The organism is Methylobacterium sp. E-045 (assembly GCF_022829685.1).
In the GTDB taxonomy this organism is placed as follows: Bacteria; Pseudomonadota; Alphaproteobacteria; order Rhizobiales; family Beijerinckiaceae; genus Methylobacterium.
Map to the genome: position 1 here is coordinate 75,948 of NZ_JAKSYE010000135.1, position 16,637 is coordinate 92,584.

General features: G+C 63.9%; 22 protein-coding genes. 4 read left to right on the top strand and 18 right to left on the bottom strand.

Going from position 1 to position 16,637, the window contains the following annotated elements; genetic code table 11:
* Positions 1-3: 3 nt before the first annotated feature.
* Entirely contained in the window at positions 4-2,181 is a 2,178-nt protein-coding gene (locus tag MKK51_RS26980) for a hypothetical protein (protein ID WP_243983003.1), read from the bottom strand.
* A 157-nt stretch (positions 2,182-2,338) separates the two neighbouring features.
* Here MKK51_RS26980 and MKK51_RS27665 point away from each other — a divergent pair, with 157 nt between their 5' ends.
* Positions 2,339-2,899, top strand: a complete 561-nt coding sequence (locus MKK51_RS27665) for a type VI secretion system-associated protein TagO (protein WP_409565774.1) — start codon at positions 2,339-2,341, stop codon at positions 2,897-2,899.
* A 2-nt stretch (positions 2,900-2,901) separates the two neighbouring features.
* Here the strand turns inward: MKK51_RS27665 and MKK51_RS27325 are convergent, their stop codons facing one another.
* The 14 genes from MKK51_RS27325 to MKK51_RS27045 form a co-directional block, all read right to left on the bottom strand.
* Positions 2,902-3,033: a hypothetical protein gene (locus MKK51_RS27325; protein WP_279601341.1), complete on the bottom strand. Its 132-nt coding sequence runs from the start codon at positions 3,031-3,033 to the stop codon at positions 2,902-2,904.
* A 26-nt stretch (positions 3,034-3,059) separates the two neighbouring features.
* Complete coding sequence (locus MKK51_RS26985; protein ID WP_243983005.1) at positions 3,060-3,461, bottom strand: gene transfer agent family protein; 402 nt, start codon at positions 3,459-3,461, stop codon at positions 3,060-3,062.
* Entirely contained in the window at positions 3,458-3,904 is a 447-nt protein-coding gene (locus tag MKK51_RS26990; protein ID WP_243983007.1) for a phage tail tube protein, read from the bottom strand. Before MKK51_RS26990 ends, MKK51_RS26985 begins: the two co-directional genes overlap by 4 nt.
* A gap of 1 nt (position 3,905) precedes the next feature.
* A complete protein-coding gene (locus tag MKK51_RS26995; protein ID WP_243983009.1) occupies positions 3,906-4,328 on the bottom strand; it encodes a DUF3168 domain-containing protein in 423 nt (140 codons plus the stop codon).
* A complete protein-coding gene (locus MKK51_RS27000; protein ID WP_243983011.1) occupies positions 4,325-4,504 on the bottom strand; it encodes a hypothetical protein in 180 nt (59 codons plus the stop codon). Before MKK51_RS27000 ends, MKK51_RS26995 begins: the two co-directional genes overlap by 4 nt.
* The gene (locus MKK51_RS27005) at positions 4,504-5,079 is read right to left on the bottom strand and encodes an HK97 gp10 family phage protein (protein WP_243983013.1); all 576 of its coding nucleotides are present in this window, start codon (positions 5,077-5,079) and stop codon (positions 4,504-4,506) included. The genes MKK51_RS27000 and MKK51_RS27005 overlap by 1 nt, the downstream gene beginning before the upstream one ends.
* Before the next feature lies 1 nt (position 5,080).
* Entirely contained in the window at positions 5,081-5,407 is a 327-nt protein-coding gene (locus MKK51_RS27010; protein ID WP_243983016.1) for a head-tail adaptor protein, read from the bottom strand.
* Positions 5,407-5,706 carry a head-tail connector protein gene (locus tag MKK51_RS27015; protein WP_243983018.1) on the bottom strand — a complete coding sequence of 100 codons (300 nt, stop codon included), beginning with the start codon at positions 5,704-5,706 and terminating at the stop codon, positions 5,407-5,409. Before MKK51_RS27015 ends, MKK51_RS27010 begins: the two co-directional genes overlap by 1 nt.
* 56 nt (positions 5,707-5,762) lie before the next feature.
* Positions 5,763-6,026 carry a hypothetical protein gene (locus MKK51_RS27020; protein WP_243983020.1) on the bottom strand — a complete coding sequence of 88 codons (264 nt, stop codon included), beginning with the start codon at positions 6,024-6,026 and terminating at the stop codon, positions 5,763-5,765.
* 70 nt (positions 6,027-6,096) lie between these two features.
* Positions 6,097-7,356: a phage major capsid protein gene (locus MKK51_RS27025; RefSeq protein ID WP_243983028.1), complete on the bottom strand. Its 1,260-nt coding sequence runs from the start codon at positions 7,354-7,356 to the stop codon at positions 6,097-6,099.
* A gap of 12 nt (positions 7,357-7,368) precedes the next feature.
* Positions 7,369-8,379 (bottom strand): head maturation protease, ClpP-related, encoded by a 1,011-nt coding sequence (locus MKK51_RS27030; protein WP_243983037.1) that lies wholly within the window; start codon positions 8,377-8,379, stop codon positions 7,369-7,371.
* Between the two features lie 9 nt (positions 8,380-8,388).
* Entirely contained in the window at positions 8,389-9,675 is a 1,287-nt protein-coding gene (locus tag MKK51_RS27035) for a phage portal protein (protein WP_243983047.1), read from the bottom strand.
* A 4-nt stretch (positions 9,676-9,679) separates the two neighbouring features.
* Positions 9,680-11,500, bottom strand: coding sequence for a terminase large subunit (locus MKK51_RS27040; RefSeq protein WP_243983048.1), 1,821 nt, complete (start codon positions 11,498-11,500; stop codon positions 9,680-9,682).
* Positions 11,463-11,861 carry a P27 family phage terminase small subunit gene (locus tag MKK51_RS27045; RefSeq protein ID WP_243983059.1) on the bottom strand — a complete coding sequence of 133 codons (399 nt, stop codon included), beginning with the start codon at positions 11,859-11,861 and terminating at the stop codon, positions 11,463-11,465. Before MKK51_RS27045 ends, MKK51_RS27040 begins: the two co-directional genes overlap by 38 nt.
* 164 nt (positions 11,862-12,025) lie before the next feature.
* On the opposite strand from MKK51_RS27045, the gene MKK51_RS27050 reads away from it, so the two are divergent.
* Both MKK51_RS27050 and MKK51_RS27055 read left to right on the top strand, forming a co-directional pair.
* Complete coding sequence (locus MKK51_RS27050; protein WP_243983061.1) at positions 12,026-12,829, top strand: DUF4239 domain-containing protein; 804 nt, start codon at positions 12,026-12,028, stop codon at positions 12,827-12,829.
* Positions 12,830-13,160: 331 nt separating this feature from the next.
* Positions 13,161-13,520, top strand: a complete 360-nt coding sequence (locus MKK51_RS27055; protein WP_243983063.1) for a hypothetical protein — start codon at positions 13,161-13,163, stop codon at positions 13,518-13,520.
* A 24-nt stretch (positions 13,521-13,544) separates the two neighbouring features.
* Here MKK51_RS27055 and MKK51_RS27060 read toward each other — a convergent pair whose 3' ends face one another.
* The gene (locus MKK51_RS27060) at positions 13,545-13,895 is read right to left on the bottom strand and encodes an HNH endonuclease (protein WP_243983064.1); all 351 of its coding nucleotides are present in this window, start codon (positions 13,893-13,895) and stop codon (positions 13,545-13,547) included.
* Positions 13,896-14,041: 146 nt separating this feature from the next.
* On the opposite strand from MKK51_RS27060, the gene MKK51_RS27065 reads away from it, so the two are divergent.
* Positions 14,042-14,656: a hypothetical protein gene (locus MKK51_RS27065; RefSeq protein ID WP_227440878.1), complete on the top strand. Its 615-nt coding sequence runs from the start codon at positions 14,042-14,044 to the stop codon at positions 14,654-14,656.
* Between the two features lie 154 nt (positions 14,657-14,810).
* Here MKK51_RS27065 and MKK51_RS27070 read toward each other — a convergent pair whose 3' ends face one another.
* Both MKK51_RS27070 and MKK51_RS27075 read right to left on the bottom strand, forming a co-directional pair.
* Positions 14,811-15,518, bottom strand: coding sequence for a hypothetical protein (locus MKK51_RS27070; protein WP_243983066.1), 708 nt, complete (start codon positions 15,516-15,518; stop codon positions 14,811-14,813).
* 46 nt (positions 15,519-15,564) lie between these two features.
* On the bottom strand, positions 15,565-16,488 hold the full coding sequence (locus MKK51_RS27075; protein WP_279601343.1) for a toprim domain-containing protein: 924 nt from the start codon (positions 16,486-16,488) through the stop codon (positions 15,565-15,567).
* Positions 16,489-16,637: the final 149 nt, after the last annotated feature.

Consider the following 16,637-nt stretch of genomic DNA (forward strand, 5'->3'; position numbering starts at 1 on the left):
GCGTCAGCCGCCGCGCTTCTGGATCTGAATAATGCGCTGAGGCAGCGCCGCATCCTTCGCGTCGACGTAGGCCCTCAAACGGGCGAGCCCGGCCGCGTCGGAATTCGGCGCGTGGATGGTCGTGCGCGCGTCGATCATCGTGGACGATCCGGCCGAGCCGGTGCCGCGCTCGATCGGCACCATGCGCCCGTTCTGGTTCGGGATGAAAAGCTCGCGCCCGGCCTCGCCGACGGTGTAGGGCTGGCCGGCTTTGATATCACCGCCGTTCGCACGGAACAGGCTGAGGAAAGCGTCGAACCCACTGGCAGTCGGCAGGGATGGGCCTGCGGCGCCTGCGATTGGTACGTTGGCCGCATTCGAGGCGCCACCCCCGAACATGGAGGAGAAGATCGAGCCGAGGCCGCCCACCGCGTTGCCTCCCGCGCTTGCGGCCGGCGCCGTGCCGAGCAGGCTGGCAAGCGGCCCCTGGCCGGTGAATGCCGCTTGAAGGGCCGCCTTCGCCAGTTGCTTCTCCAGGCTCATGAGGATGTCGCCGAACGACTTCCCCTCCAGGATCGCGTCCGACAGGCTGTCCGCTGCGATCTGGCCGAAGTAGCGGGCCTGCTCCGCGGTTGCACGGAGGGCCTGCTGGGCATCCATGACGCGGTCACGGTAGGTCTGCCACGACTCGGCCGCCGCCAGGACGCGAGACCGCTCGTCCTCGTCGAGGGCGGCCGAGTCGCGATTGCCTTTCTTGAAATCCTCGCGGGCGGCGGCCTCTGCCTTCGCTAGGGCGACCGCCTGTTCGCGCTCGACGTTGGTTTTGCCGACGGTCTCAAGCTCGGCCTGCGCGGTGTCGCGCGCCTTCTCAATCTGCGCGATGAGCTGTTCGACGGCATCGAGCTGTTCCGTCGTGTCCTTGCTCTTGCTCGGCGACAGAGACGGCAGGACGGCAGAGCTTTCCCGCCCCTTTGGCCGGACCTTAACCGCCAAGGGGGCGGGCGGTCCCTGGACTTCGGGATCAATGACACCCGTTGCCTCTCCTACGGCACGGGCAAACGTGAACACGTTGCCGGCTCCGAGGACCTTACCGATGCCGGGGATCTGGTTGACGAAATCCTTGACCGCGCCGACGACGCCCGAGATCTGGACGTACAGATCGGAGGCGATCTTGACCACGTTCGCAATGACGAGCTCAACTTTCAGGAAGGCATCGTAGGTATCAAGCGCGGCGTTGGAGATGTCCTTCTGAATGGGGGCCAGCGCGGTCGCGAAGGTGTTGGCGATCTCCTTCAGCTTGGCATCCATCTGGTTGCCGCGCTCGATTTCCGCCTCACTGATGATCCGCTCGCCGCCGGCAACTTGAGCGGTACTGTCCAACTGCTCACGGAGCTTTCCGACCACGTCGGCTCCATCCCGCATCCGGCGCTCGAAATCGGCACCGAGGAACTTCCCAGCCAAGTCGAACGCCGCGAGATCCCTGCTGTTCTCCCGCATCTTATCGAGCAGGTTCAGCACCGCACGGATCTTGGCTTCCTGCGTGTCGGCCGCGTCGACCGTAGCCTTGTCAGCCGCTGAAATATTGCCGGCCCGCACGTTCTGCGTGAGGCGGTCGCTCAGGGTCGACGTGTTTGTGGCGTCCTTCCCTTCGCCAATCCGGTTCTCGGTTGCCGCGCGGGCCGTCTTTAGTGCGTCGGTCACTTGCTGGACGGTAAGACCGAACTCTTTTGCCTCCAGGGTAGCCCGCTGGAAGAACGACGTGCCGACGCCGACCTTCTCAGCATCCTTGCCGATCTTGACGAATTGCTCGACGTGCTCGCGTGCCGCGTCAATCGATGCCGAGATGCTGTTGAAGACCAGCTTGGCCGCCTCGAACGCCAGGAAGGCACCGAGCAGGGTTCCAAGGGATGGGATCTGAGCGACGAGGGTGGCGATGGACGTGGATGTGGCCGTCACGCCTGCCGAGACCGCAGCCTGTGCCGTGTTGGAGCCCGCCGCGGCAGCGGTGAAGCTGCGCACCACGCCCTCCAGGGTCGCGCCTTCCTTCGATGCAGCGTTGGCCGTATCGGTTGCGATCTTGCGCACGTCGACGCCGACCGCCTGTGCGGCCCGCGCCGCGTTGTTGCTCAGCCCCTGGAGCGTGCCGCCGAAGCTGTTGGTGTTCGCTGCGCCGCCCATCATCGCAACGCCGATGGACGTCATGTTCCCAACGACAGATGCAGCGAGGCTCGACATCGCGCTAGTGGCGCGCGATGTATCGGCTTGGAAGCTGAGAGTTAAAGGCTCGGCCATTCACGAGGCTCCGATGCGCTACGGCAATTTAATAATGAGTATTGGCTTAGTTAATATTTTTTCTTTGATGCTCAGTAGTGACAAATCAGTCGCTCAAGCTACGGATTGCCCATCCTTAAAGGACGATAAGGCTCGACTTGAGTGTTACGACGGGAAAGCGAAGCCATCAGCTTCACCTAATACCGGTGAGTGGTACAAGCAGGAAACAGTATCCGACTTGGATCGAAGCAAAACCGTAACCATCGCTATAAACTCGCTTAGGTCAAGCATCTATAAGGATGGATCAAAGCCACAGTTTGCTCGCTTAGTTATTTCGTGCAGAGAGAAGAAGACAACGCTTTATGTGGATTTTCGATCTGCCATTGGTTACATAGACAGAACTTTTAGTGCTCAGTACAGAGTGGGGGACAATAAGCCGGTATCAGCAAAATGGAGTATATCGCAGGACCACAATGCTTTCGGTCCATTTGAGAGTCCGTCCACCGTCCCTCTAGTCAAAGCCCTAATGCAAGCCGATGACTTTTATGTCCGTGGGGACGACGCTGTAGGGGGAACAAGCGACGCTCTATTCAAGGTGGAGGGACTGAGCGAAGCGGTTAAGCCCCTACGAGCGGGCTGCAATTGGTAAGGCTACGCCCGCCCGGCCGCCATCTCCTCGCCGAGGGCCTTGAGGAAATCGTCCTCGCTCAGGTCCGTGTCCGGCTTGGCGGAGTGGGCTTCCATGTAGCCGTCAATGGCCGCGTGGAACTCAGGCAGGCTCATTTCCCGAACCTGTGCGGGCGTCCATCCTATGATGGCGCCCCCGGCGTAGAAGACGGAGAGGTCGCCGGGTCGAGGCTTTCGCCTGTCCCCTCCGTCTCGGATTTTCCCGGCGGCACGCCGTTGACCGCCGCCGCGATGATCCGGCCGGCGAGCGGCAGGAAGTCCATGAGGGGCTGATCCTGGTAGCGCATCACCAGGGCGGTCGCCTCCACCGCCGAGGTACCGCCGCCCTCAAGGCCGAGACGGATCACATCCCACACCTCACGGACGGAGAACTGGTGCGAGCCGAGGCGCATGAAGGTGGCGCCGATGCCGACGCCCGTCAGTCGCTCCAGCTCGCCGATCTCACCGATGCGAAGCTGGAAGCGCCGCTCCTGCCCAGCGAAGGGCGCGTCGACGACGGTGCGGCCGGTGTCGATGTCGCTCATGCCGCGACTGCCCAGACGACTTCGCCATCGCCGCGGAACTGCATGGTGAAGTTGACCATACCGTTGTTGGTCGACGTCACCTGAAGGCTCTCGATGAAGATCGGCCCCGTGTAGGTTCCGCCTCCGTCGGCGGCTGGCTTGTCGAAGATGAACTGATAGTTGATGGGCGTCTCGCTTTTGCGATCGGTCTCCAAGACGGCGAAGCGCTTCGCATCGACGATGCCGGCGATGCTCCCACCCCAGGCAGTCGAGCGCAGGACGCTCTTGCGGGACGGAACGCTCAGCGGCTTGTCGCAGTCGGCGACGGTCGCGTCCTCGAACTCGTTCGTGAAGGTGATCGTCTTCGTTTGCGCGATGCAGAGGAAGGTGAAGACCTCGGGGGTGGCGCCATTGCCGCGGTTCGCGCGGAAGCGGTTGCCGGGGAGAAGGTTGGGGGAAGTCATGTCAGTTGTCCCTTGCGATGATGGTGGATAGGTCGACGAACACCGACTTGGGCGCGAGGGGATCGACCACGTCGCCGCCTTGGGTGATCTGGATGGGCTGCTGGATGGAGAAGGGGGCCGTCAGCGTCACGTCGGGCGCCTCCTTCATGTCGAGGGCTTGGACGATGGCTTCTATGGTCTCCCAGGCCTGCCCACGGCCGAACTCGACGCTGATCGCGTAGAGGCGGGCCGTGATGGTCCAAACCTGCCCACAGTCCATCTGGACGCGACGACGGTTCATCGGGCCGAGGTAAATGTACGGAGGCGTCGCCTCGCCGTCGTTGGGCACCTCGTCGAAGACCTGGCCGTTGACTAGTGCGTTCACGTCGGGGTCCGCGATAAGCAGATCCGCGATGGCCTTCTGGAACGCGAGCTCGGGGGTCATTGCTCGTCGCCCTCGACGGCATCTGCCTTCGTGTCCGATGCCTTACCCTTGCCGGCCGCCTCGATCCGTTCGGCGTGATCCTTGGGGACGCGCCCCTCGAACCCGGCTGGATAGTGGACGTTCGCAACGTCGTTGACGCGGATCGTCACGGCCTCGGTTACCTTCACGTAAGCCATCACAGCCCCTCTTCCTGCGCCGCGACATCAGCTTGCCGATCCAGCTCGCTGCGGAGCTTCGCCAGCCCCTTGCGCGCGGGGTCCCAGAAGAAGGGTTCGGGCTGGACTTCGGTCTCTCGCGACGGCCTGCGCCGACGAATGGCGCTGTGATCGCCGCTGTCGAAATACGAACTGTCGGCATGCTGCCCGCCGGCATGGTGACCGAACTCGACCCACCGGGCGTAGTCGTCGCCCTCGCGCACGGCGGTGGCCTCGACGATGATCGTCTTGCCCTCCTTGCGCCAGGTGATGCCGTTGAAGAGTGTCCCGCTGTCCTGCGGAACGCTGGCGCGCATCTCCTCGACCATCTCGGCCGCCGCCTGTTCGGCGGAATGATCCGACCGGAGAGCGAGCTTCACCGCATACTTGGCGAGCTGGCCGCTGATCCGGTCCACGCCGATGACGCCGGCCGCGGCATCGAGAAGCTGAAGCCCGCTGAGCAGGCCCGGGGCGGCGCGGAACCTCTGAGCGGCCGGGGCAAAGCCGAGGGCGGCCTGTCCTTGGCCTAGGGCGTTAAAGGTCGAGCCGAGATCCATATCACTGGCCTCCCTTGCGCGACGACAGGGTTAGCGTGATGAGGCCGGATGTCCGGTTACGCACCGCCACACCCTCAATGGCGAAATCCCGCCCTTCAATGACAACCCTGTCCGCGTTCGTGATCGTACGGGCCTGCGTGCTGTCTCGGACCATCAAGACGCCAGCCTCGACGTCTACGGCTTGCCCGCCCTCGGCAATCTCGCGGTTGGTGGCCCGTCGGTAATTCGCCCACACGGTGAAGGCGTCGGCGTATGGGCCGCGCGAGACAGTGCCGACAACCGGACGGCGCCGGAAGGTTGCCCGAATGTCGAGGCGGGCGGGGTCCATCAGACCCTCAGATTGCGGTAGGGGTCGATGAGACGCTGCGCGCCGATCGGCAGATCTCCTCCGTCCGCCCGGTTCTCGTAAAGAGCCCCGACCGCGAGCAGGCCGGCGGCCTTGAACTCGGCCTCGTGCCCGATCGGAACGATGGCGGTGTTGCAGTACATGAGGATGCGACCGACCGCAGCGTCCATGTAGGCCGTGATGATCGCGTCGTCGGCAGAATGCTCAACGCGCAGATGCGCCTTCACCTCGGCGAGGGTGAATAGAGGCCCCATGGTTTTGACGACGACGTCAGCGGCCATCTACGCACCCCTCGCATTCCGTGAGACCGCCGGCGGTGAGGCCGGCGGTTGTCGTGTCAGGCCTTGGCCTTGCCAGCCTTGCTGGGCTCGGCGACGGGCACGCCCTGCTTGCGCAGGTTCGCTGCGGTCTGCTCGGCGCCGGACAGCGTCGGATCGTTGAAGTCGATCCGGTTCTGCGCCAGCGAGGTATTGGCGCGCGGATTGTCGTCCACGGCCGGATGGCTCATGTCGACATCCGGCACGACCTGGTCGGGGGCGCCGGATGCCTCGACTTCGGTCGCGGGCTTGATGTTGGCGGGCTTCGTGGTCTCGTCGGCCATGATCGGCCTCCTCATGGTGGAAGGGTGAGGGGATGCCGGCGGGCGCCTGGCCCGCCGTTCGATCCGGCGGTTAGGCCGAGACCTTCAGAGCGCGCATGGGCTCGGGGTTGTGGACGCCGCCACCGACGCGCTTCGTGGTGTAGAAATTCACGAAGGGCTTGTTGGTGTAGGGGTCGCGCAGGACACGGATGCCGACGCGATCGACCACGAGGTAGGTGGCGTTCATGTCGCCGTAGAGGACGGCGATGTTGCCGGCCGCGACTGCGGGCATGTCGGGCACCTCGACGATCTGCTCACCCGCCAAGGTCGCCGGCTGGCCGGCGGCGTAGGACGGCTGCCAGAGGTAGTTGCCCTGGCCGTCCTTCAGCTTGCGCATCGATGCCTGAGCGAGCCGGCTGGTGTAGACCTTCGCGTTCGCACGGAAGGGCGCCGGCAGGCTGTAGAACAGGTCGATGAGGCCGTCGGAGGTGAGGAGCGCGGCGGCGCCGGAGTTCACGACCTTGATGGCGCCGAAGGGATGGCGGGCGGCGTTGGCGGCGCCTTCCACGTAGGTCAAGACGCCGAAGGGCTTGTTGACGCCGTCCCCCGAGACGAAGGCGATGCCTTCCTGGCGGGCGAACTCGACGTCGCATTCCTCGCGAAGCCACTCCTCCAGGTTCACAGCCGCGTCGTCGAGAAGCGTCTGCGAGATGGCGGGGTTGCAGTAGATCTCACCGGGGGTGAAATCGAGCTGGCTCTGCTGCGGGGTCGAGGTCGTCGGGCGAGAGGCGGTCTCGCCCACCCATCCGGAGCCCACGGCGCGGTCGGTGAAGACCTTCTTGAAGCCGGAGGTCGTGATGGTGATGGCGCGAGCGTTCGCGCGGATCGGCGAGATTTCCTTGAGCCGGCCCGTGATGGTGCGATCCCACTCGATGGGCGCGAGATAGCCGCCATCCGGGTCGGACCCCTTTGTCATCGCAGCCTCGACGGCGCCCTTGCGCATGTGCGCCTTGAACGCCTTCAGGTATTCGGGGTCGGCCGGCATGTCGCCGATGACACCGCCGCCGAGGTTGGCCGCAGCCAGCTTGGCGTTGACCTCGTCGAAGGCCGCCTGTGCGGTGGCGATGAAGGCGTCGATCCGACCGACCTTCTCGTTGAGGAGAGTGTCGTCGACCTTGGCCTTCAGCTTCTCGTCGTAGGCGGCCTTGAAGTCCTCGTGAGCCTGCTTGAGGTCGGCGAGGAGCTTCTTGGGGTCCGTCACATCGTTGCGGACGGAGCGGCCGAGCATACCGCGCGGGCGCGGCTGGAGAGCGGCGCCGGCAAGAGCCAGCGCGTGATGACGGGCGTTCATGGAGTGGGTTCCTTAAGTGCGGAAGGCTGCGATGAGGCCGGAAAGGTCCGACCAGTCTTCGGCGCCAGCAGAGTCGCTCATGCTGGCTTCAGGGGCAGAGTCGCTCATGCCCCGGATCTTGTTGATGTGGTCGCGAGCATCGACCCGGCTCATGCCGGAGGCGACGAGCTGGCGCTCCATGCCGCGAAGGGCATTCACGTCGCGAGCCTGCGCCTTCGCGCCCTCGTCCACCGTCGTCTTGTCGGCCGACATCAGCGCGTCGGCGAAACCCTTCTCGATCGCGACGGACCCGGACATGTAGGTCTCGTCATCCATCATCTTCGAGATGGTCTTGGCCTCGATGCCCGTGCGCTGGGCATAGACATCGGCCAGGGCGCGGTCGAACGGCTCGAGGAACGCGGCCAGTTCGAGGAAGTCCTGTCGGTTGCCGCCACCCATCACCGAGCAGTTGTGGATCATGATGAAGCTGGCTGCGCCGATCTCAATGGTGTCGCCGGCCATCGTGATGACCGAGGCGGCCGAGGCCGCGATCCCCATCACCTTCACGGTGACGTCGAACGGGTGCTCGCGCAGAGTGTTGTAGACCGCGATGCCCTCGAAGACGTCGCCGCCGAAGCTGTTGATGTGAACCTCGACCGGGCGAGCGCCGATGGCCCGGAGCTGCGCGGCGACGCGCTTGGCGGTGATGCCTTCGCCCGTCCAGAAATCCTCGCCGACCATGCCGAACATGGTGATGACGTTGTCGCCGGTCTCGACCGCCTTCACACCGGCGGCATCCTTGTTCCAGCGGTCGATGATATCGGGCGGTGTGAAGGCCGAGACGTTCCGCTTGGCTGGTACAGGCAGCGGGCCGGGACGGTCGGACACTGCGTTCCTCACGCGGCCGATCATCCCGCGCGGGCGCTGGGACTTCACGAGCTCGCCGAGATCCTGGCTGCCGGCAAGGTTGCCCTTGCCTTTCCGGGCATCGGGCGCGCCTTTGGTCTCGCCCTGCGCAGCGGGCGTCTGCTTCTCATCAGCCATCGGACTACCCTAGTTGTCGTTGAGCGGCGGGCCGCCGTTGTGGCCGACCATCGAAGTGCCGGGGTTGAGCGTGTCGCCGCCCTCGACACGCGGCATGTCGGATAGGGCGCGGACCTCGTTCTGCGTCATCCAGCCCTGCGAGCCGCCGGAGCCGAGCGCCTTGGCGAAGAAGTCCGCCTGCTCCGTGGTCGAGCCACGAAGGAGAGCACCCGGATTGAACTTGACCGTGAACCGCTTCTTCTCCGGGCCGACCAGCAGCGAGCGCTCGGCACCCTGCTGCCACGCCTCGAACCAGGGGCCGAGGCCGTACTGAACGAAGAACCGGCCCAGCGACTCGACGCCTGATCCCCAGCTCGTCTCGTCGACCATCAGCAGCGGGCGGGGCACGCCCGTAACGCGGGCGATCTCCTCGACCTGGTGCTTCCGCAGCTCGGTCATCTGCGCATCGCGGGCGGATGAGGCGAGCTGCGCGTAGGTCATTCCCTCTTCGAGGATGAGGTTCTTGCCCGCGTTGTCGGCGCCTTCCTTCTCGGCCAGGCTTTCTTTCAGCCGCTCGAAGGCCGGGTCGGAGAGCTTGCCCTTGTGGCTGAGCGTCCCGCCGACCAGCGTGCCGTTCTTGAAGAGGCGCGCCGCCGCGCGCTCCGCGCTCAGCGATAGGGCAATGGCCTCTGCAGCCTGTCGCACCAGGGACATGCCGTTGAGGCCGTCCAGGGTGATGCCGCGCAAGTGGAAGATGTCCTTCGCCTCGAAGACCCTCTGTCCGCCGGACGGGGCGTTGTAGGTGTAGGTCAGCGTCCAGTCGGCGGACAGTTTCGGGGTCACCTTGTCGGGGTCCAGCGGGTGGAGGTGGACGATCTTGTCCAGGCCTGATCGGAGATCCTTCGACCGAACGATGAGGGCATAGGCATTGCCCTTCACCAGCGCCCGCATCTGCATCAGGACGCGGAAGTCGAAGGCGGTCTGCCACCCGTTCGGCTCGCGGTGGAGCACCTGATAGAGGGGGTGGTCGTCGGCTTTTTCCTTGGTCCCCTCATCGAAGACCTGCAGCGGGAGCATGCCGATCGCGTAGGAGATCAGGCTGACGGCCCGGAACATCGCAGTGTTCCGCATCGCCTTGTCGACGTCGACACTGATCCCGGTCGCCGTCTCGGTCCCGGTGCGCAGGAAGTCGACGAGGCGCGGATCGTCGAGGCTGAGCCACGCGCTTGCGTCCGCGAAAATCCGTGGCGCCTGCTCAGCCTGTGCCGGCCCCGCGGCGGGAACGCCGCCGAGCGGGATGCGCGGAACAACCTGCATGCAGCTACACCATTCGTATTCCGCGCGTCTCGTAGACGGACGGGCCATCACTCGGCAGTTCGGACTCGGCGGCACCCACGGCCATCGCGATCGTCACGATGCCGTCGATGCGCCCGCGAGATCGCTTTTTGTCGAAGGCCCGGTTGCCCTGGCCGTCCGGTAGGACATGCGCGTTGGCCGCGCAGGCGTAGGTCACGGGCGACTCGTCGATGACGATACGGGCGTTAAGGATGCGGTCCTCAAGCCGCTCGATGGAGCGGGGCATGACAAGCTGCCGATCCTCGTAGACGACCTTGTTGCCCTGGCCGTGCGAGACGAGCTTCAGGCCCTCGCCCTCAGGCTCGTCCGCGCCTTTCCACCGCCAGACGGCGAGGCCGATGTCCTCACAAGCCGCGATGAAATCGGCCATGCCGGCTGGGTCGAAGGCCAGGAACTCGACCTCATGCTCGGCGACGAGCTTCGCGACATTGGCGGCCACGAAGCTCTTGTCGATGACGGCGCCGGGGACGGCGGTGATGTGGCCTTCCTCGGCCCAGTCGTCATAGGGCGCCTGGTCGCGGCGGGACCGGTCGACGATCCCATCCTTAACCGTCCAGTACCAAGTCTTCGCGTAGAGGTGCCCAGCGTCGCCGATCCAGACCGCCGTCAGGGCGGTCAGATCGTTTTTCTTAGACAGGTCGAGCGACAGCCAGCAGCGTCGGCCCTTCATTTCCTCGACATCGACCTCGCCCTGGGCGGAGAGCCACGCCTCCTCGGCAATCCAGAACTCTGTCGCGCCGACGGGGATGCCGAAGTAGAGGCGCTTCACCGACAGGGCGGTCGACAGCATCTGCTTGGCGGTGTTCACCTCGCCGCGGATGTTCTCCAGGGGGAAGGTGATGCCGAGCGCCGGCAGGGCCTTGCCCCAGCAGGCCTCGTTGTCGAAGACCGTCTCCCGGTCTGCCTTGTCGACCCGGGCGACGAACGCGAACGCCTCGTCGTCCTTGATCTCGCCCCGGGCGACCTTCTGGTAAAACTCGCTGTAGTCGGTCCCGACGATCTGGGACGTGGATGGCGTGTTTGTGCCCAGGAGCATCAGCGCGTCGCCGGGCATCTTGGCGATGGCGCGCTTCCAGGTCTCGATTGCCGTGTTGGCCTTGAACTCGTGGATCTCGTCGGCGAGGACCGCGGTCGGGCGCGGGCCGGAGACCGCTTCGCCATTCGCTAGGGTCCTGAACCGCGATCCGGTCTCGATGTGCTCCAGCTTCCAAGCATTGTCGCCCTCGCCGCGGATGACGACCTCGCCGCGCGCCTCCAACGTGTCGCTGTCGTCCTCGGCGCCCGGGATCGGGGCCCGGCACATCGCAACGGCATCGCCGAACAGCACGTTCGCCGTCGCCTTGTCCTGCCCGATTGCATAGACCTCGGATCGCGGGATGCCGTACCACCCCATCAGGTAGAGGCCGATCGCCGCCATCAGCGGGGACTTTGCCTGCCCCTTCCCGGTCTCCAGCCAGCCATTGCGGAACCGCATCCGGCCGCTGTCCTTCCGCCAGCCGAAGAGCGAACCGACCACGAAGGAGTGCCAGGGTAGCGGCTCGAAGGGCTGCCCCGCCTTGGCGCCGGCTGTGATGGTGAGCACCGCCGGCAGAAAGGCCAGGATCCGCGCCGCTCGGTCCGGAGCCCAGTGCAGCCCACGCGCCGAGCCGTCACGGAGATCCTTCAGGTGCCGCTCGGCTGCGTGCCGAACGAGTTCGCCAGCGAGGATGCGGCCGGCGACGGCGTCGCTGGCCCATGTGGTAGTCGGATCAGCCGGCAACCGGCTTGAGGAAGGCGTCCGCCGCACGTGCCACCTTCGTCTTCTTCTCGACCTTCGTCGCCTTCGAGCGGCGAACCGGAGAAAGGCCGAGCTCAGCCTCGGCGGTGCGCACCGCCTCGTCGGCCTGCTTCATCACCGTCCAGTAGGGATTGATCTGCGGGACGCCCGTCGTCGCGGCCTTAATGATCGGGCCTTGCTCTGCGAGTTGGCGCGCCGCGCGATCGTACACAACGCGGAACTCGACCAGCCGCTTGATGGCGTGGCCGTTCGCGACCGACAGGATGCCCCTGCCGGTCATCTCGTTGATGACGCCGGTCCACTCCTCATGCGCGAACGCGAGGTCGATCTCATCGACGAAGGTCTGAGACCAGTTGGGCGTCGGCGGCACGCCTTCGCCGCCGGGGATAGCTTTCAGGGTCATCGAAAACGTGCTGCCTCACTATCCGATCTTGCTAGCTTCACTCATCCCGTTACGGCATATCCGCCCCGGTCCGTGATGAGCAGGCTCGTCCTATAAGGGCCAATCATTGCTTCATAAATAATGGTAGGCATATGATCTTAAGCGCATGGCTCGATTTGCCCATCTGGCTTATGGCAAGCTCGCTAATTGGCTTCTTTGTGTTTGTGTCCGGAGTTATAGCAGCGCTCTCAAACATCCCCGCAACGAGAAGGCACCTGCATGAGAATACGGTCGGAACGGTACCAACCTTTTTTAGCTCGATTGGGCTGCTGCTTGCGCTACTCACTGGCTTTGTCGCCAACGATGCATGGGATCGACACAGACAGGGCGCTCGCGTTGTTCAGTCGGAAAGAGCAAGTCTAATTGCTGTTTACGATATCAGTATCGCAGCAAATTCGGACATGGCAGAAATTCGTCGCACCCTACTCAGTTATACCAATGCCATCCTCGATGATGAGTGGCCCATGATGGCAAACGGCACATCCTCCGCCATTGCAGGGGAGGCCTTAAGTAAGCTGATGCAGCTTGCCTCTAACCCAAATATAACTGTTGAGTCAGGTACGGTTGCGCATACAGCGTTATTAAATCAAGTGCTGGCTCTGCGTGCCTCACGCAGCGAACGACTGGCCCTAAACTCTTCTGAGGGCAACGACTCTAAATGGATAACACTCCTAGCTCTTGCCGCCCTTACGATGACAGCTATCGGCATAGTTCATGTTGAACGGCCGCGTGCCCAGGCAGTCACCCTCACGCTCTTTTCACTAGCAATGCTTGTTACCTTGGCAGTGATCGTGCTGCACGAGCAACCGTTTGACGGTCCTCTAGCGATTGGACCCGACGCCTACCAGCGCGCAAAATCTGTCATGCTATCGGTTAAGCCAGACACGAGCGAGTAGATCCAATCCACCATCAAACTGGAAGGTCGAGTGTACGACCTTCCAGTTGCGCCTCAACGCTTCCCATGCCGCTCACCGGCGCGAGCGCCGAAACCCCCATTCGGAAAAATCTGTTCAGTGCGAAGGGAGGGAAGCGGCTGGTCGGGAAACAAAAGGTCCCAAACTTTCAGGCCCCCTCCCAGGTCCCAAGTGCATGTCAGCTCGTCGCCACGGGTTGAATGGTGGATGTGGTATGGCATGAGGCGAGACCTTTGCGTGAATGATCTGGATCACGTCAGAGGCTGTAATCACCGGGTGACTGCCCCCATCGGGGCAGGGGCAGGGCGTATCTATGTCGTTCGCAGCTAAAGCGGTCATTGCGACGCTTGTATCGATCTTCTCGCTGTGCGCCTCAGCAGGCGTAGCTATTCTGATCGTGTGGGGCGGCGTCGTCGGATCGCTGTGGGTCCTGTTTGCCCTGGCGTTGATGATGCCCTCAAACTTCCAGGGAACCGGCATCATCGCTTCCATCGCGACCGTCCTCTGCATCCTGGTTCTCCTGCTGCTCGTCGTGGCTGTCGGTATTGCATCAGGCATCGTTGTGCTGATGCCTGCCATACGCCTGCTTGAGCATTGGTATGGGCCTGTGATCCGGAGGCGACACGATGGGCCAAGTGCTGGCTCGCAACTGACAGCGTCTCAGGCTCACTGAAGGTACCTTAGATCGCATCGGCGATCAGGGGCGGTTCCAGGGATGCTTCGGATCCTTCGGCCTTCCATCCACCGTCACACCGATGCGGTGGCCTCTGGCCTCCTCGGATCGGATCGTACCGTCGTGGCAGGGGGCACAGACGCTCTCAAGCTCGCCTTCCCAGAACAGGGCCTCGTTACCCTTGTGCGGGATGACGTGGTTCGCCACGGTGGCAGCAACAGGCCGATGGTCGGTGGAGCATCGATTGCACAGCGGGTGCGCCGCAAGTTGCGCCAAGGCCTTCCTTCGCCAACGCTCGCTGCGATACCAGAAGCGCCAGGGTTGATTGCTTCTGGCCTTGTCGTGACTGCGGTTGCGCTGGCGGGTTCCGACCATGAGCCTTGTTCCCCGCGACAACCACCTAGATGCGCGGCTGCAACAGTTCACAGCTACTCATTGCAGGGCGGCGTCCAAGTCTTGCGTAGCATTCACGGTATCGTCACAACCGCTTGCCGCCTATGCACGCGGCAATGGGGAACGTCATGAACGGGCGAATTCTTGTGGCCGCTGCGCTCGTCGCGGCGAGTGTTGGCGGCTGCGTATCACACCAGGTACGGGACCGTAGCGATTTCCTCGCGGAAGGTGTGAGGACCTACACAGGCGAGTCGCGGGAGCGCGTGGTTGAGGCCGCTCGAACCGTACTCCAAGTGTCCGATCCCACGGACTTTGAGTTCCGAGATACGCTGACCGGCTTTACCGGCCTTCGCCGCTACGTAATCTACGCAGTTCTTGCCGCAAGCAATGGGCGCGAGAAGTGGGAGTTCCAGACGGAGCCGGACGGGAAGGCCGTTAAGGCTGCAATCACTGTATCCGAAGCAGGCGTTGCCACCGGAGGCTACTCTACGACCCCGTACGAAGGGCAGATGGCGAGTGTGCCGCTCTATCGCCTATTCTGGGACCGGGTCGACTACATGCTGGGCAAGCGGCCGGACTGGGTCTCCTGTGAGCAGGCTGACGCTGCGCTGAAGGCCGCCGGAACCGGATCTCTTGCCCTCGGCGGTCTTTGCGGACCGACCAGCGATGGGCGAAACGCGCCTCCGCCAGAGCCCCTTCCGCAGTTGCCGCGATCAGGGAAGATTGCCCGGTCGGGGCGCTAATTAGAGCCTTCTTTGAGGGGTCACCCCAATGGGGTGACCCCCGCTTTACCAGCCTACAAAGTGGAGAAGCGGTCTTACCCGTCTCCGGCGCGGCTCAACTGGCGACGCCCGTAGCAGGGCGGAGGTAAGCGGCGGCTGTCAGTCACGAACAGTATTACACGGCCTGGATTTGCACAAGGTCCAATTCGACGGGGATGGGTGCCCCGAACATGGAGACGGATACCCTTACCTTTCGCCGTGCGGACATCAACTCTTCGATCTCGGCCGGCAAGCTGAAGAATGGGCCGTCTGTTACGATGACTCGCTGCCCAACCTCAAGTGTAGCCGGCCGAAGCCTTGTGTTCATAAACACGTTGTTAGCAAACTCTTGAAGTGCAACGGGGTCGAGACGCGCAGGTGTAAGCACCTGGCCCGCAATGTTGCCCTTGAGGCTCGTGTCATCACTCATGTAACAGATCACTTCGGCGACGGGACGAGATGAGGAGTAAGGCTCGAACTCGCGTCGAACCATTTCGAGCTGCGCCGCATCCTGAACGCCGATGAAGACGGTTCGTGCCAGCGTTGGACGCAGGGTGTCTATGCGTCGGCCTCGTCGGGTGACCACCTCCATGGTGCAGGGCTGGAAAGTGACCGCGTTGGCGGATGTGATGGCCTTGAGGGCCACGTCCCTCATTCGGGGCGCCATCCGGACGACGTGCCAGGACAGCGACGTGTCGATGGCAAAAGGGGCCGAGCCGATCAGCGACTGTGCCTCTGGTTGCGCCGAGGATGCCGCAGTAGGACTAAGCGCGCTGCAAGCCCTGCGCTCCGCCCTCCGCTTCCTCCGATCCCGCTCGCGCTGCTTCTTGTCCCGACGGGCCATGTGATCTCCTTGAACGATCTGGTGCACTCAATTTCGTCTGCGAAAATTATCGTGCTGCCTCGGTGAGCAGGACGTCGTTCCAATCCGCGCCCGCGATGGCCGGGATCTCGACGCGGACAGGCCAGCCCTTCATCGCGAGGCGGTGCGCCAAGCTGTAGGCGGAGGCCTGTCCGGCGAACTTCTGGTCACTGTCCCCAAAGACGATGATCTCGCGGGCATCATCGGGCGGTATCCACTTGGCGAGCATGGTACTGCTCACCGCGGCCCAGCACGGCACGCCGAACAGCGAGGCGGCGGCAAAGGCGGTTTCGATGCCCTCGGCGATGCCCAGGACCGGTGCGGGATCAAACAACCGGATCGCGGCACCGTCCGGTATCGTTCCGGGCATGAGCCGCCGCGGCACCTCGACATCGGCCTTCGTCCCGCCTGGAGCGAGGTAGGTTCGATGCAGGGTGGCGGGGATGCCATCGTGCCCCATCACCATGGCGACCATGGCCGGGTGGTAGGACACGACGTCGTCCTGGTAGCGCAGCCTGTCCGCACACCGCAGGCAGGCCGGCACGTTCGTCAGGCCGACCCGGCGGAACAGGTATCGTCCCACGGGGTCGTCGCATGTGACCGTGTGCGAATTCCGCCAGAGGTCGTTCATGCTTCGCCGGCAGTCATCCTGCGTCCGGGCGGGCTTTAACGGGCGTTGCGCCGCCTCGCCGAGAAGCGGATCGACGCGCTCGGCCAGCGACTTGAAGTCCAGGCCCAGGACGCGCATCGCCAGATCGGCGCCGTCACCGGCCCCGCATGCGTTGCAGATCCATGTGCCGCGCCCTTCCAGGTCATCGAACCGAAAACGGGTCTTGCCGTCGCACATCGGGCAGGGACCCTGCTTGCCCGACAGGAACCGACTATCGATCCCGACCAGCGGCAGGAGGTTGCGCCACCGGCCACGAGCTCGATCAGCGAGAGGCCTGCGCATTGCTGCCTCCCTTGGCCTTCGCGTAGGCGATCTGGCGCGATCTGATCCAGTTCAGCAGGAACGGCTGTGGCTCAACCAGCGGGGCGTTGTGGTAGCGGTCGGGCCATACACCCGTCAGCTCGCGGAACTTGTGTGCCGCCCATCCCTCC

What these genes read in the sequence shown, in the direction of transcription:
- MKK51_RS26980 (WP_243983003.1), bottom strand. Translation starts at nt 2,181, where the DNA reads ATGACGTCCATCGGCGTTGCGATGATGGGCGGCGCAGCGAACACCAAC.
- MKK51_RS27665 (WP_409565774.1), top strand. Translation starts at nt 2,339, where the DNA reads ATGCTCAGTAGTGACAAATCAGTCGCTCAAGCTACGGATTGCCCATCC.
- MKK51_RS27325 (WP_279601341.1), bottom strand. Translation starts at nt 3,033, where the DNA reads ATGAGCCTGCCTGAGTTCCACGCGGCCATTGACGGCTACATGGAAGCC.
- MKK51_RS26985 (WP_243983005.1), bottom strand. Translation starts at nt 3,461, where the DNA reads ATGAGCGACATCGACACCGGCCGCACCGTCGTCGACGCGCCCTTCGCT.
- MKK51_RS26990 (WP_243983007.1), bottom strand. Translation starts at nt 3,904, where the DNA reads ATGACTTCCCCCAACCTTCTCCCCGGCAACCGCTTCCGCGCGAACCGC.
- MKK51_RS26995 (WP_243983009.1), bottom strand. Translation starts at nt 4,328, where the DNA reads ATGACCCCCGAGCTCGCGTTCCAGAAGGCCATCGCGGATCTGCTTATC.
- MKK51_RS27000 (WP_243983011.1), bottom strand. Translation starts at nt 4,504, where the DNA reads ATGGCTTACGTGAAGGTAACCGAGGCCGTGACGATCCGCGTCAACGAC.
- MKK51_RS27005 (WP_243983013.1), bottom strand. Translation starts at nt 5,079, where the DNA reads ATGGATCTCGGCTCGACCTTTAACGCCCTAGGCCAAGGACAGGCCGCC.
- MKK51_RS27010 (WP_243983016.1), bottom strand. Translation starts at nt 5,407, where the DNA reads ATGGACCCCGCCCGCCTCGACATTCGGGCAACCTTCCGGCGCCGTCCG.
- MKK51_RS27015 (WP_243983018.1), bottom strand. Translation starts at nt 5,706, where the DNA reads ATGGCCGCTGACGTCGTCGTCAAAACCATGGGGCCTCTATTCACCCTC.
- MKK51_RS27020 (WP_243983020.1), bottom strand. Translation starts at nt 6,026, where the DNA reads ATGGCCGACGAGACCACGAAGCCCGCCAACATCAAGCCCGCGACCGAA.
- MKK51_RS27025 (WP_243983028.1), bottom strand. Translation starts at nt 7,356, where the DNA reads ATGAACGCCCGTCATCACGCGCTGGCTCTTGCCGGCGCCGCTCTCCAG.
- MKK51_RS27030 (WP_243983037.1), bottom strand. Translation starts at nt 8,379, where the DNA reads ATGGCTGATGAGAAGCAGACGCCCGCTGCGCAGGGCGAGACCAAAGGC.
- MKK51_RS27035 (WP_243983047.1), bottom strand. Translation starts at nt 9,675, where the DNA reads ATGCAGGTTGTTCCGCGCATCCCGCTCGGCGGCGTTCCCGCCGCGGGG.
- MKK51_RS27050 (WP_243983061.1), top strand. Translation starts at nt 12,026, where the DNA reads ATGATCTTAAGCGCATGGCTCGATTTGCCCATCTGGCTTATGGCAAGC.
- MKK51_RS27055 (WP_243983063.1), top strand. Translation starts at nt 13,161, where the DNA reads ATGTCGTTCGCAGCTAAAGCGGTCATTGCGACGCTTGTATCGATCTTC.
- MKK51_RS27060 (WP_243983064.1), bottom strand. Translation starts at nt 13,895, where the DNA reads ATGGTCGGAACCCGCCAGCGCAACCGCAGTCACGACAAGGCCAGAAGC.
- MKK51_RS27065 (WP_227440878.1), top strand. Translation starts at nt 14,042, where the DNA reads ATGAACGGGCGAATTCTTGTGGCCGCTGCGCTCGTCGCGGCGAGTGTT.
- MKK51_RS27070 (WP_243983066.1), bottom strand. Translation starts at nt 15,518, where the DNA reads ATGGCCCGTCGGGACAAGAAGCAGCGCGAGCGGGATCGGAGGAAGCGG.
- MKK51_RS27075 (WP_279601343.1), bottom strand. Translation starts at nt 16,488, where the DNA reads ATGCGCAGGCCTCTCGCTGATCGAGCTCGTGGCCGGTGGCGCAACCTC.